Source organism: Candidatus Thermoplasmatota archaeon (assembly GCA_034660695.1).
Classification (GTDB): domain Archaea; phylum Thermoplasmatota; class E2; order UBA202; family DSCA01; genus JAYEJS01.
The window spans coordinates 19,579-34,003 of sequence record JAYEJS010000075.1; the positions used below are offsets into that span (position 1 = coordinate 19,579).

At 41.7% G+C, this 14,425-nt stretch carries 19 protein-coding genes and 1 tRNA gene; 10 read left to right on the forward strand and 10 right to left on the reverse strand.

The window, feature by feature from the left end; genetic code table 11:
• Window position 1: 1 nt before the first annotated feature.
• Window positions 2-74 (forward strand) — tRNA-Ala (locus U9O96_03710).
• 10 nt (window positions 75-84) lie between these two features.
• On the opposite strand, the gene U9O96_03715 is transcribed toward U9O96_03710, so the two are convergent.
• Together U9O96_03715 and U9O96_03720 are read right to left on the reverse strand one after the other, a co-directional pair.
• Window positions 85-354 carry a hypothetical protein gene (locus U9O96_03715; protein MEA2054211.1) on the reverse strand — a complete coding sequence of 90 codons (270 nt, stop codon included), beginning with the start codon at window positions 352-354 and terminating at the stop codon, window positions 85-87.
• A 35-nt stretch (window positions 355-389) separates the two neighbouring features.
• Window positions 390-599 carry a PAS domain-containing protein gene (locus tag U9O96_03720; protein ID MEA2054212.1) on the reverse strand — a complete coding sequence of 70 codons (210 nt, stop codon included), beginning with the start codon at window positions 597-599 and terminating at the stop codon, window positions 390-392.
• Between the two features lie 234 nt (window positions 600-833).
• Between U9O96_03720 and albA the strand changes: the two genes are divergently transcribed.
• The 6 genes from albA to U9O96_03750 all read left to right on the forward strand — a co-directional run bounded on the left by albA (window position 834) and on the right by U9O96_03750 (window position 5,725).
• Window positions 834-1,118 carry a DNA-binding protein Alba gene (gene albA / locus U9O96_03725; GenBank protein ID MEA2054213.1) on the forward strand — a complete coding sequence of 95 codons (285 nt, stop codon included), beginning with the start codon at window positions 834-836 and terminating at the stop codon, window positions 1,116-1,118.
• An 88-nt stretch (window positions 1,119-1,206) separates the two neighbouring features.
• Window positions 1,207-2,793, forward strand: coding sequence for a sialidase family protein (locus U9O96_03730; protein ID MEA2054214.1), 1,587 nt, complete (start codon window positions 1,207-1,209; stop codon window positions 2,791-2,793).
• 115 nt (window positions 2,794-2,908) lie between these two features.
• Window positions 2,909-3,466, forward strand: a complete 558-nt coding sequence (locus U9O96_03735) for a 2-oxoacid:acceptor oxidoreductase family protein (GenBank protein ID MEA2054215.1) — start codon at window positions 2,909-2,911, stop codon at window positions 3,464-3,466.
• Entirely contained in the window at window positions 3,463-3,708 is a 246-nt protein-coding gene (locus U9O96_03740; GenBank protein MEA2054216.1) for a 4Fe-4S binding protein, read from the forward strand. Before U9O96_03735 ends, U9O96_03740 begins: the two co-directional genes overlap by 4 nt.
• Window positions 3,705-4,838 (forward strand): transketolase C-terminal domain-containing protein, encoded by a 1,134-nt coding sequence (locus U9O96_03745; protein ID MEA2054217.1) that lies wholly within the window; start codon window positions 3,705-3,707, stop codon window positions 4,836-4,838. The genes U9O96_03740 and U9O96_03745 overlap by 4 nt, the downstream gene beginning before the upstream one ends.
• Window positions 4,838-5,725, forward strand: coding sequence for a 3-methyl-2-oxobutanoate dehydrogenase subunit beta (locus tag U9O96_03750; protein ID MEA2054218.1), 888 nt, complete (start codon window positions 4,838-4,840; stop codon window positions 5,723-5,725). Before U9O96_03745 ends, U9O96_03750 begins: the two co-directional genes overlap by 1 nt.
• Here U9O96_03750 and U9O96_03755 read toward each other — a convergent pair.
• From U9O96_03755 to metG, 3 genes are all read right to left on the reverse strand, one after another.
• Window positions 5,722-6,360: a PHP-associated domain-containing protein gene (locus tag U9O96_03755; protein ID MEA2054219.1), complete on the reverse strand. Its 639-nt coding sequence runs from the start codon at window positions 6,358-6,360 to the stop codon at window positions 5,722-5,724. The two genes, U9O96_03750 and U9O96_03755, sit on opposite strands and share 4 nt — an antisense overlap.
• A gap of 44 nt (window positions 6,361-6,404) precedes the next feature.
• Window positions 6,405-7,337: a PAS domain S-box protein gene (locus U9O96_03760; protein MEA2054220.1), complete on the reverse strand. Its 933-nt coding sequence runs from the start codon at window positions 7,335-7,337 to the stop codon at window positions 6,405-6,407.
• A 78-nt stretch (window positions 7,338-7,415) separates the two neighbouring features.
• Window positions 7,416-9,626: a methionine--tRNA ligase gene (gene metG / locus U9O96_03765; GenBank protein ID MEA2054221.1), complete on the reverse strand. Its 2,211-nt coding sequence runs from the start codon at window positions 9,624-9,626 to the stop codon at window positions 7,416-7,418.
• Between the two features lie 74 nt (window positions 9,627-9,700).
• On the opposite strand from metG, the gene dnaG reads away from it, so the two are divergent.
• Together dnaG and U9O96_03775 are read left to right on the forward strand one after the other, a co-directional pair.
• Window positions 9,701-10,876 (forward strand): DNA primase DnaG, encoded by a 1,176-nt coding sequence (dnaG, locus tag U9O96_03770; GenBank protein ID MEA2054222.1) that lies wholly within the window; start codon window positions 9,701-9,703, stop codon window positions 10,874-10,876.
• A 19-nt stretch (window positions 10,877-10,895) separates the two neighbouring features.
• The gene (locus U9O96_03775; protein MEA2054223.1) at window positions 10,896-11,387 is read left to right on the forward strand and encodes a cob(I)yrinic acid a,c-diamide adenosyltransferase; all 492 of its coding nucleotides are present in this window, start codon (window positions 10,896-10,898) and stop codon (window positions 11,385-11,387) included.
• Window positions 11,388-11,398: 11 nt separating this feature from the next.
• Here U9O96_03775 and U9O96_03780 read toward each other — a convergent pair whose 3' ends face one another.
• The 4 genes from U9O96_03780 to U9O96_03795 form a co-directional block, all read right to left on the reverse strand.
• Window positions 11,399-12,304, reverse strand: coding sequence for a polymer-forming cytoskeletal protein (locus tag U9O96_03780; protein ID MEA2054224.1), 906 nt, complete (start codon window positions 12,302-12,304; stop codon window positions 11,399-11,401).
• A 387-nt stretch (window positions 12,305-12,691) separates the two neighbouring features.
• Window positions 12,692-13,027 (reverse strand): type II toxin-antitoxin system PemK/MazF family toxin, encoded by a 336-nt coding sequence (locus U9O96_03785; protein MEA2054225.1) that lies wholly within the window; start codon window positions 13,025-13,027, stop codon window positions 12,692-12,694.
• A complete protein-coding gene (locus U9O96_03790; protein ID MEA2054226.1) occupies window positions 13,000-13,500 on the reverse strand; it encodes a hypothetical protein in 501 nt (166 codons plus the stop codon). The genes U9O96_03785 and U9O96_03790 overlap by 28 nt, the downstream gene beginning before the upstream one ends.
• The gene (locus tag U9O96_03795) at window positions 13,497-13,955 is read right to left on the reverse strand and encodes a hypothetical protein (GenBank protein MEA2054227.1); all 459 of its coding nucleotides are present in this window, start codon (window positions 13,953-13,955) and stop codon (window positions 13,497-13,499) included. Before U9O96_03795 ends, U9O96_03790 begins: the two co-directional genes overlap by 4 nt.
• Before the next feature lie 32 nt (window positions 13,956-13,987).
• Between U9O96_03795 and U9O96_03800 the strand changes: the two genes are divergently transcribed.
• The gene (locus U9O96_03800; protein ID MEA2054228.1) at window positions 13,988-14,119 is read left to right on the forward strand and encodes a hypothetical protein; all 132 of its coding nucleotides are present in this window, start codon (window positions 13,988-13,990) and stop codon (window positions 14,117-14,119) included.
• Between the two features lie 83 nt (window positions 14,120-14,202).
• Here the strand turns inward: U9O96_03800 and U9O96_03805 are convergent.
• Window positions 14,203-14,425 (reverse strand): hypothetical protein (locus U9O96_03805; GenBank protein ID MEA2054229.1); only part of this gene is annotated, 223 nt, incomplete at its 5' end.

The following is a 14,425-nucleotide window of genomic DNA, read 5'->3' on the forward strand; positions in this document are numbered from 1 at the left end:
GGGGCCGGTAGATCAGTTGGAAGATCGCCACCTTGGCATGGTGGAGGCCACGGGTTCAAATCCCGTCCGGTCCATTTATCAGGGTCATTCCCTTACGTCTCCATTATTTATGACATTTTTAACCACAGATTCTATCCTGTTGATTGCTGTTTTCGCAGCTTCCAGCTTTTTCTTTTCTTCATCGTCTGCCGTTTCATCTATAACAAGCTGGATATACCCCTTCGCAATCACCAGCGGGTTAAAAAAATAATGGGATATACTCTCTTTAAAAATCCTCTCCCTGTGTATGGCATTCTTCCTGTCTCTCTCCATCTTCCTGATGTGTGTAATATCTCTGATTGTTCCTATAGACATTATAATTTTTTTGTTCTGGGTTATGGGATATATATTTATTTCAAAATTTGGAGTTGTATACATAACGCTTTCCCCATTAAACAAATTCCTGCATATAGCATAAAGTTTCTGCCTGTCCTTTTTGGGGCAATGGAAATAAATGGCTTGCCTATCAACCTTTCATGTTTTTTTCCAATAAAGGCCAGTGCTTTTTCATTTAAATGGACAAAGTTACCATCTGAATTGAGGATAAATATTCCTTCCACTGCCATTCCATGGTTTGTGTCCATACATGAATACATACTTTCCAAACTTTTTGGCATTACCATTTTATTCGCCGTGTTTGATTGCAATTTACAAACAATATATGTCTTCCCCTATATATTGCTTATTTTTGACAATATTGTGCTCAGCTAACAATTTTTCTTCCTTTGGCCTGTCGATAGATTTATATTATGCAGTGCTATTTAACTATGGATAAATCCAGTGAGGTGAAAAAAATGAATCAGGAAACGGGCACAGATAACGTGGTATACGTCGGAAATAAACCGCCAATGAACTATGTACTGGCGGCCATAACCCAGTTAAATTCTGGGTCGAACGAAGTAGCTATTAAGGCACGCGGAAGGGCCATATCCAGAGCAGTAGATGTGGCAGAGATAGTACGAAGACGTTTTATGCCGGAGACACAACTGAAGGACATAAAGATAGCTACAGAGGAAGTAACCAACGAGGAAGGAAATAAAATAAATGTATCTTCCATAGAAATATACCTCTCAAAGTAAGAGAGATCCTATTTCCTCTTCCTATTTTTACTATTTTTAACGTTAATTATTTAAATTATAATGATATTTAGATACTGGAGGCGATAATATGAGCTCAGCAAAAATAAGAAATATGGCAATAGTAGTTGTAGCAGTCGCTATGATGTGTGCCCCTGCGGTAACCTCTCTTTCAGTAAACGAAAAAGAAAACACACTAATAGCGACAACAACTATGGAGAAGGCGACAATAGTTTTTCCAGCAAATGACGGAAATTCTATGATAGGATACATGGGAAATGTCCAGATTTCCTCAGGTACAACAGACGAAGAACATCCAACTATCGTAAAGGCTCCCGATGGAAGCTTTTTGGTTGCATATGACTGTAGGCTAAGTGGTATAGAGGGACACGTTTATTTCATGCGTTCAACCGATAACGGCAATACGTGGTCAGAAATTTGGAATACAAATGTAGATATTGGAGAAATGAAAAATGGCGTTCAGACTTGGCCCGTTCTTTGTACACCACCGGGAGGACAAGCCATCTACGGCTCATGGAATGATGAAGCACTTGATATTATATTCTTTATTAACATCTCCAATCCATCTGACCCGGGTAGCTACGGCGAGAAGATATATGGATATGATGCAAGCGGATGGGACTATGAGAGACATACATTTACCATAGCGGCATTCGATGAAAACAGATTTGCTGTCGGACACGTTGGTCATATTGAGTTTGGCGGCTATGATCTCCCGAGTTCGTGTCAAATTTGTTGCTTTACAGGCGGTTTTTCAGGAGGTTTTGGTATTACGGGTGACGAGGACTACCCGATTGGGTACAACAATGAGGTAGCGGTTACGAGCAGTCTCTTTTGGATGATATGGGACTTCCCAAATGAGGCGAGTGGAACAAGTGATTTACTCCTCAAATGGGGTGATCCAGGTGAGGAGTCAGATTGTCATCTCTGGCCAGATAAGGAGATCACCTCTAACAAAGATTATGTTGATCCAGCATTAGATGCTAGTGGAGACAATCTCTGTATCGTATATATGACAAATGACAATATTTATGGCGATTGGGATCTTGCCTGCAAATATTCTACCGATGAAGGAGGCACATGGCATGACGGAACATTCCCGTCAATGGCACAGGCGGACGAGAAAAGCCCAGAGATATTTGTCAGTGGCTCAACGGTTTTCTGCACATTCGTTCGCAACGGCAATCTGTATTTGACAAAGTCTACTGACCTTGGGCAAATGTGGGAAGAACCAGAGCAAATAAATGAAGTAGACGGAACAGTTGTAGACGAAGAAGGGGCAGTTGAGGTATCTCCAGCAGGAATCGTCTGGGTTGACACCAGAAATGGAAATAAGGACATCTACTATGCACCATTGCCCTGTGCTATAATCAATGTCAACAGCATATCTGGAGGAATGGGAATTTCGGCGACAATTACCAATACAGGAACAGAAGATGCAAGCAACATGGACTGGTCAATTGAATTGACAGGACTGATATTCATTGGCAAGGAAACAACAGGAACAATTGACAGCTTGCCGGCAGGTGGAGAAGAAGCAATCAAAAGCGGCTTGGTTTTCGGCATCGGACCGACAACAATAACAATAACAGCAGGCGGAGCATCAAAGACAGCCAAAGGTTTTGTACTTGGACCGCTGGTACTGGGAGTGAAGTAAACTCTCTCCTTTTCCCTTTTAATTTTTTAATATTGATTTTAAAGTTAGGCACGGAACGCTACTGTGTTACATTTCACTGAGAAAAGTATTAAATGCCTTTTTGCATTGCATTTCTATGCCATTAACCGAGGTTGTCTTTTACGGACGGGGCGGGCAGGGAGCTGTCACAGCCGCTAACATTCTTGCATCTGCCGCCCTTGAATCTGGAAACAAGGATGTACAGGCATTTCCTATTTTTGGGGCGGAACGGAGGGGGGCCCCAGTAAAAGCATTTGCCCGTATTTCTGACAGCGAGATCCATCTGAGAAGCCAGGTATACTCTCCAAATGTTGTCGTTGTTCTCGATACAGGAATAATGGATACCGTAAATGTTACAGATGGACTTAAAAAAGACGGTACGATCGTGCTTAATACACCGCGCTCCCCGGATGAGGTTTACATGCCGTTTAAAGTTGCTACCGTTGATGCAACCGGAATAGCGATAGAAAGGAAAATAATGGTGGGCGGCATCCCCATAGTCAACACTCCCATAGTCGGTACCCTCCCGAAGTTGATGGACAATTTATCCATTGATTCTGTTAAGAAGGCAATAATGAACCGATGGAAGGGAAAGGCCGGAGAAAGGAATGCTGCTGCGGCAGAAGATGCATATAAAAGGTTGAGGATAAAATGAAAACCACAATATCTTACCCGGAAAAGGCTGCAATGGGAAAGACAGGAAGCTGGCGTGTGTTCCGCCCCCTGTTTCATGAAGATAAATGTATAAAATGCTGGAGATGCTGGATTTTCTGTCCCGAAGGGGCAATATCGCGTAATGAACTACCATCAATAAACTACGATTTTTGTAAGGGTTGCGGGGTATGCGCCAATGAATGCCCCGTAAATACCATAGAAATGGGGAGGGAGGAAAAATGAAGATTATAGACACTGCAAATAATGTTGTCGCACTGGCCGCAAAAATGGCACGCCCGAAGGTAATAGCGGCCTACCCGATAACTCCTCAGACAACCATCGTTGAAAGACTGGCACAATATGTTGAGTCGGGCGAATTGAAAGCAGAATTTATAAGAGTTGAGTCGGAACATTCTGCAATGACCTCATGTATAGCGGCAGAAGCTACGGGCGTGAGAACATTTACAGCCACATCTTCCCACGGCCTGCTTTTAATGCATGAAATGCTTCACTGGGCGGGGCTTGCAAGATTGCCCATCGTTATGGTAAATGTCAACAGGGCTATTGGGCCAGGGTGGAGTATATGGAGCGATTGCAACGATTCCATGTCTCAGAGGGACACAGGATGGCTGCAGTTTTACTGTTCAAGCAATCAGGAGGTTTTTGATACGGTTATACAGGCTTACAAAATTGCGGAGCATAAGGACGTTCAATTGCCCGTAATGGTAAATTATGACGGCTTTATTTTATCCCATACATCAATGCCGGCAGATATTCCCTCCCAGAAAGAGATTGATGATTTTCTTCCGGCGTACACTCCCGAATGGAAGCTGGATGTCGAGCACCCAATAACTCACGGGAACATTATAGGGCCCGAGTATTACATGGAAGTGAGGTACGATATGCAAATTTCCCAGCAGAAGGCAAAGAAAGTAATCAAAAATGTTGACGACGAATGGAACAAAAAATTTGGCAAAAGTCACGGCAATCTGATAGAAACATACAGGTGCGATGATGCGGACATAATTATTGTTGCAATGGGGGCCATCGGGGCAGAGGCACACGCATCGGTTGACGGGCTGCGAAAGAAAGGAGAGAAAGTTGGGCTTGCAAGATTGAGAGTTTTTCGTCCCTTCCCAAAAGAGGATTTGCAAAAAATTGCGGAAAAAGCAAAATTGATAGTCATAGACAGGGACATATCTGTTGGAATAGAGGGGGCAGTAGCAACTGAAATAAAAGCATCTGTTGATGGAAAGGTATGTGGATTTATTGCAGGACTTGGTGGCAGGGATGTCACCCATAAAGACATTATGAGGATGTACAATCTGGCGAAAGAAAATAAGGATGGATGGTACTCGGTGGAGGTGAGATAATGGCCATAAAGGATTTACCGAAAGAAGAATATGTTCTTCAGGGCAATGCGGCATGTCCGGGATGTCCTGCCACTATTGCTTTGAGGACGGTGCTCAAGGCTCTCGGGAAAAAAACGATAATTACCGTTCCAGCGTCATGCAGTGCCGTCATTCAGTCATTGTATCCAAAAACATCTTTTTCAGTGCCCACGATGAATATCGCATTTGAAGCGGCGGCGGCATCAGCATCCGGCATAAAAGCAGCACTCCATGCCGAGGGAAAGGACGATGTGACAGTGATGGTATGGGCTGGTGATGGCGGGAGCTACGATATCGGTCTGCAGGCATTGAGCGGTGCCCTAGAAAGGAAAACGAATTTCATTTATATATGCTATAACAACCAGATGTACTCCAATACTGGAATACAACGAAGCGGGGCCACACCGTACGGAGCGTGGACGACTACCACATGGGCTGGAAAAAAGGAGAAAGCAAAAAATCTCGCTGAAATAGTGATGGTTCATGACACACCCTATGTGGCAACGGCTTCGATAGCATACCCCACGGATTTGTACAGGAAGGTGAAAAAAGCAAAGGGAATAGAAGGGCCGAAGTATATAGAGATACTGTGTCCATGCCCTCCAGGCTGGAGGTTTGACATGAGCAAGACTGTCGAAATTGCACGTCTTGCCGTGGAAACAGGGTCATGGCTGATGTATGAGTTCGAGGGTGGCAAATTGACATTCAACGGCCCTTCAAAAGGAATAATTGAAGGAACAAAAGAAGCCAAGCCCATAGAAGACTGGCTTCGTATGCAGGGGAGATTCAGAAATCTTACTGATAATGATATCAAGGAAATAAAGAATGAGCTAAAGGAGGGATGGGAATTTTATCAGAAAAAAAGCTAAACTCTTCTGAATCCTCGCCGGGTGTATGAAGATAATGCCATTACGGAGGATTTCAGAGGCCTTATTATTGATGGAGCCCCTCCAGTTTTTGTCCTCTTTTTCAATATTTCTTCGATGACATCATCAACACTTTCGGCATCTGCCGTCGTATAGCCTTTTCCCACTTCCCATGCATAGTGTGCATCGCTTCCGCCGGTTTCCGGAAGTTTCATTGTTTTTGCAAGTTTTCCTGCCCTTTTATTCTGACTGGGGAAACTTCTCGCATTAAAAGTTTCTATTCCATCCAGTTTCAGCCCATCAAAATTTTTTATCGCCCCTGAAAATATGCGGCAAGGATGGGGTAAAATTGCTATTCCGCCCTTGTCATGTATTTCCTCAATAGATTCCTCTACTTTTCTACCCTTTATCTCTTCCCTCATTCCAAGTCCAAGCAGATGCCCCCTGTCGGTGGATATCTCAGTTCCGGGAATTATAATAAATTCGTCTAAATCATATCTTTTCAGCGCCCCTTTCATTGTATTGTGATCGGTTATCGCCATCCCCCTGAAACCTTTCTTTTTTAAAATTCCGGCCATTTTCTCGGGCTTTTCATGTCCATCATCGGAATAATATGTATGAACGTGCAGGTCAAACATTGTGGAATAATGAGGAAGAGCTATTTAATCCCTTTTAGCGTGGCTTAAGCATGATATCTTATGACGGCAAGGTCGGCAGGTCTCCCCTCGTATTCTATGATGCGCATCGATGCCTCTATTTCTCTTATTTTTCCATCCTTGGAAATAAGCTTATATCTGACTATGGATGGGACATCTTTTCCTTCAATTCTCTTTCTGTAATTCTCTTCGACTCTCTTTTTGTCTTCCGGGGCGACAATATCTAAAAAATTTATCCCCGTTAACTCTTCAGTTGAATAGCCAGTAGCCCTGCATTGCCCACCCGCAAACTTTATTTTTCCGTCTTGAAGTACGGTTATGGCATCACACATTTCAGTTAAAATGAGTGAATAGAGTTCTCTCTCTTTTTTCAGCCTTGCCTCTACCATCTTCCTCGCAGTAATGTCTTTTCCAATGCCGATATACTTTTCAACTTTTCCACGTTTCTTTATTGTTCCGACAGCCAGTATAAAATCTAGGGCTTTTCCATCTCTTCTTAGCAGTTTAATTTCATAATTTTTTACAAAACTCCTGCTATTAATGTATTCCATCATTTCATTCATTTCACGTTCATCCGAAAATATTGTGGATATGTTCTCATCGAGAAGTTCCTCCTTCCTGCTGTACCCAAGGCTATCCACGGTTTCATCATTGCAGTTAATTATCCTGCCATCAGGTGATATGATAAAAGCAGGAGCTTTCAAATTTTCAAATATTTGCCGATATTCTCCCCCATTGGTAGATGCTGCCAGTTCTATCTTTTTTAATAGCTCCCCAAAATCTATCTGCTGGAGGAGTGCCTCCCTTCTTTCCATTCTCACGTTGGAAACATGGATGCGAATCGCTTCCTTGCAAAACTCTGCAATGCTTGAATACCCCAATTCTGGTTTTCTATTTACCTTTTTTTGCAGTTCGTCATGCAATTCTCGTGGAACAGATATTATACTGTATTTTGACATGCATATCGTGCACACATAATGTATTACGTTATATATAAATTGTTGTGCTATGAGCACAATTTTGTGTTATCACGACAATCAATGTATAGGGGCGCCTTTCGCTACATTTCTGTCGAGTTTTATCGCTCCTTTTTTATCCCTTAAAATTTTTCTTTTGTATTCTACAAGTCCCTTTTCATTGACTTTCATATGAATTTTTTCAAACTCCTTGAAATCCACCACTTCTACTGGCTTCGGTTCTATTCCTTCAATGCCCACCCTTCCTCCAGGCTCATCATCTGGAATGAGCAATGATGGTGTTCCATCATCGGCAGCGAGCAGCATTCCTTGAGATCGTATACCCCTTACCACGGCCGGTTTCAAATTTGCCACCATGACGATTTTTTTATCCTGCAACTGCTTTTTATCATACCATGGTTTTATGCCTGCCACAATCCTCCTTTTCCCAAGCTCCCCCACATCTATGTCAAGTGCATACAGTTTATCGGCGGATGGATGTTCCCTGACTTTTACTATTTTTGCGATTCTTAAATCCAGTTCTGAGAACGGTTCTTCCATAACTATCTCCGCCAACTCCAGCTTTTTAAACAATGGTACGGGCTTTTCTAACTTTACTTTTTTTAGCTCCTTCAATCCTTCGTCCCATTTCTGGTCGTCTATATTTCCCTCATACCCGAGCATCTCCCATATTTTGTTTGCCGATTTTGGGATATAAGGCGCGGAGCATACCGCAAGAGCTTTTACTATTTTGAAGCATATGTGGAGAACGGTTGCACACCTTTCTCTATCACTTTTTATCAAATTCCACGGGGCTTGCTCATTTAAATATTGATTTCCGGCTTGAGCCAGTCCTATTATTCTTTTTATCCCTTCCTTGAATCGGCATGCTTTTATCGACACTCCCACTTCTTCGACCGTTTTTACTATCTCCTCCTCTATTTTTTTGTCCACATCCCTTATCTTGCCTGCTTCAGGCATTTCCCCGAAATTTTTTTGGGTGAATGTTACAACTCTATGGATGAAATTTCCATAAGTGCCCACAAGTTCATTGTTGTTCTTTGCAACAAAATCTTCCCAGTTCCAATCCGTATCATGTTTTTCCGGCATGTTTATTGAGAGGTAATACCTTATCGTGTCCACATCAAATTTTTTTAGCATATCTGGAATCCATATCCCTATGTCCCTCGACTTCGAAAATTGTTCTCCGGAAAAAGTGAGATACTCATTGGCGGGCACATCATAAGGCAGATTTAAATCACCATGCCCCATGAGCATTGCAGGCCATATTATTGTATGAAACGGTATATTATCCTTGGCCAGGAAATAATAATGCTTTGCATTTCCTGTCCACCATTCTTTCCATTTGTCCGGGTCATTTCTCATAACAGCCCATTCCTTGGATGCAGACAAGTAGCCTATGACTGCTTCAAACCATACATAAATCCGTTTGTCCTCAAAACCTTCTAAAGGTATTCCTACGCCCCATTCGAGGTCTCGCGTTATTGCCCTGTCATTAAGCCCGCCCTTTATCCAGTTTCTCGTGAATTTTATAACATTGTCTTTCCAGTAGCCTTTGTCTTCCAGCCAGCCCGCCAATTTATCCTCGAATTCAGAGAGTTTGAAGAAAAGGTGTTCCGTTTCTTTCGTGACCGGCGTGCCGCTGCATATCTTGCATTTCGGGTCTATCAATTCCGATGATTCAAGCGTTTTCCCGCATTTGTCGCATTGATCTCCCCTCGCCTCCCCGCCGCAGTACGGGCATATTCCCTCAACATATCTGTCCGGCAAAAACCTTTCACAGTTTTCGCAGTATGGGGCAAGCATCTTTTTTCGGTAAACATGCCCATTTTCATAAAGGCGGAAAAAAAAATTCTGTACAACCTGCTTGTGAAATGCATTGCTTGTTCGGGAAAAATTTTCGAAAATTATGCCTAACTCCCTGATATTCTTCATATGCTGAGCATTGTATCTATCCGCAATTTCTTTGGGACGGACCCCCTCCTCTTCAGCAGTCAGTGTTATAGGCGTTCCATGTTCATCGCTTCCCGAAACCATGAGAACATCATTTCCAACCATCCTGTTGAACCGTCCGAATATGTCGGCAGGAAGGAGGCAGCCGGCCAGCGTACCCAGATGTAATGGGCCATTTGCATACGGCCAGGCGACGCCTATGAATATGCGATCTTTCATGTCCTGGTAATAAGAGGTAAATTTAAAATATGTCCGTAAGGTTTTAATAGCACCTCTGTATAGTGGAAATGAAATTAGTGCATCATCATGTTTACAAATTCACTTAGTCGCTTTCGGGATCATTCAAGCATTTGCAGAATTTTCATGATGTACTATTTTAAGGAGTGATGAAAATGTCAATAGATCCATCATCAGCAAAATATTTAATTAAAGCAAAAATAAAAGTAGACGGCGCTGTAGAAAAATCGGATGTCATAGGTGCAATATTCGGTCAGACCGAAGGCCTTATAGGCGATAGTCTCGACCTCCGCGATTTGCAGAAGTCGGCAAGAGTCGGGCGCATCGAGGTCGATATGCACCAAAAAAATGGGAAAAGTGAAGGGACTCTTACCCTTACCTCTGCGCTTGAAAAAGTGGAAACGGCAATAATAGCAGCGGGAATAGAGTCCGTTGATAGGATAGGCCCCTGCAAGGCAGAGATTAACATAGATAAGGTTGAGGACATAAGAATTTCCAAGAGAAAACATGTTATAGATAGGGCAAAGAATATACTTACAGGAATGATAAGCGAGGGCAGGGAAGAGATAGAAGATATTGTGGAGACTATACGCCAATCTGTACAGGTTGAGGAAATAGAATATTACGGTAAAGATCGTCTACCTTCCGGACCGAATGTAAGCAAAAGCGATGGCATCATTGTTGTTGAAGGAAGGAATGATGTGGTTAATTTACTAAAGCACGGGATAAAAAATACCATATCTGTTGAAGGTACCAGTGTCCCCCAGAGCATAGTTGACCTGTGCACCGAAAAAATTGCCACAGCTTTTGTTGACGGAGACAGGGGCGGCGAACTAATACTTAAAGAGTTGCTTCAGGTTGCAGATATAGATTTTGTGGCAAGGGCGCCAAAGACCCGGGAAGTAGAAGAGTTGCCGTATAAACTTATAATGAAAGCCCTGAAGAATAAGATACCCGCGGAGCAATACATGGAGATGCATGGAATTGAGAGAAAAAATAATAGAGTCAATAAGAAAAAAAACAATAATGAAAGCGAACTCAGTGATAAGCAGAAAAATTACAAAAAATTACTTTCTGAAGTGAAAGGAACGCTTACAGCCATTCTTTTGAATAAAGATGGGACAGAGATTGACAGGGTGAAAGTGGATTCTCTGGTCAACACCCTGTCTAAAAATAAGGCCCATACGGTCATATTTGATGGCATAACAACACAGCGACTGATTGACACTGCATTTGATAGGGGCGTGAGCACAATAATTTCAACGAAAGAAGGAGAAATATCAAAAATACCTACTTCCCTTACGATTATTACAGAGGATCGCATTAAGTAATGCGTTCAGATAAATCGAAATGAAGGGACTTATTTATGTGTATACGGGCGATGGCAAGGGAAAAACCACAGCAGCCATAGGTACTGCCATCCGTGCCGTAGGCCACGGAAAAAGAGCTGTTTTAATCCAATTTTTAAAAAAGGGGGATTATGGGGAAATTAAAGCGTCCATTCTCGAGGTATATCAGTTCGGACGCAAGCAGTTTGTTTTAAAACCTACTGAGAAAGACCATGAGCTGGCTGAAAAAGCCCTAAAATTTGCAGAAAAAATTTTGGAGGAAAAACCCTTCCTGCTTATTCTTGATGAAGTGAATGTTGCAGTCTCAATGGGGCTGATTAATACAAGGAACGTGATAGACATGGTGAAAAAAAGGGGTGAGACAAATATTATACTGACGGGAAGAGGTGCTCCGGAGGAATTCATAGAAATCGCAGACTTGGTAACAGAAATGAAAAAAATAAAACATCCATTTGATGAAGGCGTTAAAGGAAAAGAAGGACTGGAATACTAGACAGATTACACTTACAGAAGTTCTGCAACCTCATCGACGATATCTACTTTCTCCTTAAATCTCTCCACTTTCTTCTTCATTTTCTTTTTCCTCTCGTCAAAAAACTTTATGCCTTCCAGAGCTTTTATCACCCCGGATACATTTGCATTCCTAAAAATTTCCACCTTCCTTCCATCAACATTTCCCGCTATATTGCATAACCCAATTTTGATAAAACCACCTTCTACATTTCCCTCAACCTTTACGCCATCCTCCAATGTTACATCGCCCGAAGATTTTAAAGAGCCATGTATGGCACTTCCTTTCCCTACAAATATACTTCCCTTTACTTTATGGTTTCCAGTTATAACACAATCTTTGCCCACATGAAGCCTGCCGTTTATTATGGCATCGCTTCCTACAGAGGAGCCGTTCGGCAGGAAAAAGTATTTTTCAGAAATGGATATTATGTCATTATTATTTTCAAGTTCCTGCAAGATACGTTCGACCTCCTTGCTGTGCCCTCTTTTTATGAGCTCCAGGATGTAAAGAAGCACGTATATAACCATTGGTATTGGACTTCTTATGTTTATCCATCCCTTTGCCTCGAACCCATCTCGTATTTCAACATTATCCCCGACATCCAGGTCTCCTTTAAGGGACAGATTTCCATTTATTTTTGTTCCGTCAGCGATGTATGCATTTGCCCCGCAAGAGACATCCCCCTCTATTGCCGAGAAAAGGTCCATTCGCACATCGCCTTTTGTAATTATATGCCCATTTATTTTTGTTCTCTCGCCAGCAAAAAATCTTTCGGATTCGACATTGAAATCTACTATACAGGAATTTCCTATCACGGCATCTCCATCCACCTTTATTGTTCCATCATCGAATTTTGTCCCATCCGGTATGATGTATGCCCTTCTATCAAATCCCATCCAGATTGTAATATATGAGGGGATATAAAGAATGTACTATTTTTTTTCACAGAATGATGAGAACAGAAGCAATGGCATAAATTTTCAACAAAAATATAGATGCAAAGAAATATGAAAAGCCTCGAATTCTGGACGAATTCACGGGCTTTTGGATACGTAGGTCTCATATTTTGGATAAGACTGAAGATAGGGGTATAATGGAGTAATGGAGTAGGAGATGGGAATGGAATAACAGTACTTCCACAAGTAAGATAGGATGATTTTTATTTCTGCTCTTGTTGGAAGTATCAGATCAAAGAAATAACGAAAAGGAAAAGAGTTCTAAGAATGTTATACGCCCCGAAGGGTCGGAGCGAATGTAAGTGAGCGGAGAAGTCCCAAGAACGCCTATTTTCTAATGAGGTTATCAATGATGTTTACTACTTCAGTGTATTGTTTATCTTTTATCATACAGATTTTTTTAAGAATTTGTGCCTTACTTGCTGTGAAAATCATGTTTGCACGAATATAACTATCAATTTGAAGGTTTCCATCAATAGTGTTGTTTTGCTTGATTTCAACACAATATTTATCCTTCCGAATTTTTTTAGAGGTGATTTGGCATAAAAGAATGTCTTCACCCATTTCATCAGATATGACAAGGGTGGGGCGAAGTTTCCTATTACTTAAATCAGTGTATGGAAACAGAAATAACACTATATCTCCTTTTGTAAATGTGCCCACGCTTCATCCTCCTCGGGTGAAAGCCAGTATCGAGCAAGTGACTCTTCGCTTGCTAAATAGGTGGAAAAACCTCCAAAGGCTCCAGTTTCACCTTCAAATAACCTTTCTCTTATGAGTTCTCTGATAAAATTCTGCAAAGTATCAAATCCATGGGTTTCTGCATAGACCTTTGCAGATGAATATATCCTATCAGACAACTTAAGACTTATTTGCGTACCCATGAATACACATATGTACAATATGATATTTAAATTTATCGTACAGGCGTTCTTGGGGTTGCGTATAACGTTTTCGGGGATATACGACGTTGCGACCGAAGGGAGGAATGTCCCGAAGGGCGGGGCGTCAGCCCGCAGCGTATATCCACCTGTTATATGACCGAGTCGAAGGCGAGGCAAGGCACGAAGTGTCGCAGAGTTGGCACACGAGAGATTGGGATTACCCATGTCCCGATCCCTTTTCTTTCTTTTCATATATCAAAACCTCCGCATTTTATACAGAAATATTCATTACCTTTTTGAGTATATCCATCTTCACCCAATTTGATAATTTTTCCACACTTTGAGCACCTTGTTGGTTCATAATCGGGAGGATTCTCAAGTTTCTCAAAATTATACTCGTTTGTTCCATACCATACATACATTTCTGTCTCGAAATCCTCCCTACATTTCGGGCAGTCCTTCCAGTCCCCTGGATGTCCTTCATGGTAATGATACGAGCAAAGAGTGTACCTATCATGGTTTCGATAGCAACTATTTCGAGCATAAGAAAAGAGAACATACTGGTCTGCATCATCACAAATCCACTGATCGCAACATTCTGTTTTTGTAAGTTTACCCGTTTTTCCACATAGCCCGCAACGAGGACGACTTTTAGAAGATTTTGTTTTGCGATTTTTCTCTATCTTTTGCTTTTTTCTATGTGCCATATTTGTTATCTATCGTACAGTATGAGAATACCGTGGATTTTAATAATTTTTCTATGTGGAGTGTGCCAATTTCAGATAACGTTTTGCGGATAAAAGAAGTTGCCGAAGGCAATGTCCCGAAGGGCGGGGCGTCAGCCCGCAGCGTATATCCACTTGTTATATGACCGAGTCGAAGGCGAGGCAAGGCACGAAGTGTCGCAGAGTTGTCCGAACTTTTTTCTGTGCCTGTGACCTAATATAAAAATTCTTAATATGGATGAAAATGAGGCATATCTTCAATTGCTTCAAAGCATTCCTCTAATGGAATTTCATAAAATATTACCCACCATTTCCCAGTGTGGCGAAAGTAAGCTAAATTATATTTGCTTTCTTTAATATATTCAATACGAGCTAACTTCCAATCGTAAGTGGGTTCAATTGCCTCTGGTCGAGTATCTTGATATTTTGCATAGAAATATATGAAATTCTTC

Excerpts from the sequence above, each read along its gene's own strand:
- U9O96_03760 (MEA2054220.1), bottom strand. The coding sequence starts at position 7,337 with ATGTCAAAATACAGTATAATATCTGTTCCACGAGAATTGCATGACGAA.
- U9O96_03755 (MEA2054219.1), bottom strand. The coding sequence starts at position 6,360 with ATGTTTGACCTGCACGTTCATACATATTATTCCGATGATGGACATGAA.
- U9O96_03745 (MEA2054217.1), top strand. The coding sequence starts at position 3,705 with ATGAAGATTATAGACACTGCAAATAATGTTGTCGCACTGGCCGCAAAA.
- dnaG (MEA2054222.1), top strand. The coding sequence starts at position 9,701 with ATGTCAATAGATCCATCATCAGCAAAATATTTAATTAAAGCAAAAATA.
- U9O96_03795 (MEA2054227.1), bottom strand. The coding sequence starts at position 13,955 with ATGGCACATAGAAAAAAGCAAAAGATAGAGAAAAATCGCAAAACAAAA.
- U9O96_03750 (MEA2054218.1), top strand. The coding sequence starts at position 4,838 with ATGGCCATAAAGGATTTACCGAAAGAAGAATATGTTCTTCAGGGCAAT.
- U9O96_03715 (MEA2054211.1), bottom strand. The coding sequence starts at position 354 with ATGTCTATAGGAACAATCAGAGATATTACACACATCAGGAAGATGGAG.
- albA (MEA2054213.1), top strand. The coding sequence starts at position 834 with ATGAATCAGGAAACGGGCACAGATAACGTGGTATACGTCGGAAATAAA.
- U9O96_03775 (MEA2054223.1), top strand. The coding sequence starts at position 10,896 with ATGAAGGGACTTATTTATGTGTATACGGGCGATGGCAAGGGAAAAACC.
- U9O96_03780 (MEA2054224.1), bottom strand. The coding sequence starts at position 12,304 with ATGGGATTTGATAGAAGGGCATACATCATACCGGATGGGACAAAATTC.
- U9O96_03730 (MEA2054214.1), top strand. The coding sequence starts at position 1,207 with ATGAGCTCAGCAAAAATAAGAAATATGGCAATAGTAGTTGTAGCAGTC.
- U9O96_03735 (MEA2054215.1), top strand. The coding sequence starts at position 2,909 with ATGCCATTAACCGAGGTTGTCTTTTACGGACGGGGCGGGCAGGGAGCT.
- U9O96_03790 (MEA2054226.1), bottom strand. The coding sequence starts at position 13,500 with ATGAAAAGAAAGAAAAGGGATCGGGACATGGGTAATCCCAATCTCTCG.
- U9O96_03740 (MEA2054216.1), top strand. The coding sequence starts at position 3,463 with ATGAAAACCACAATATCTTACCCGGAAAAGGCTGCAATGGGAAAGACA.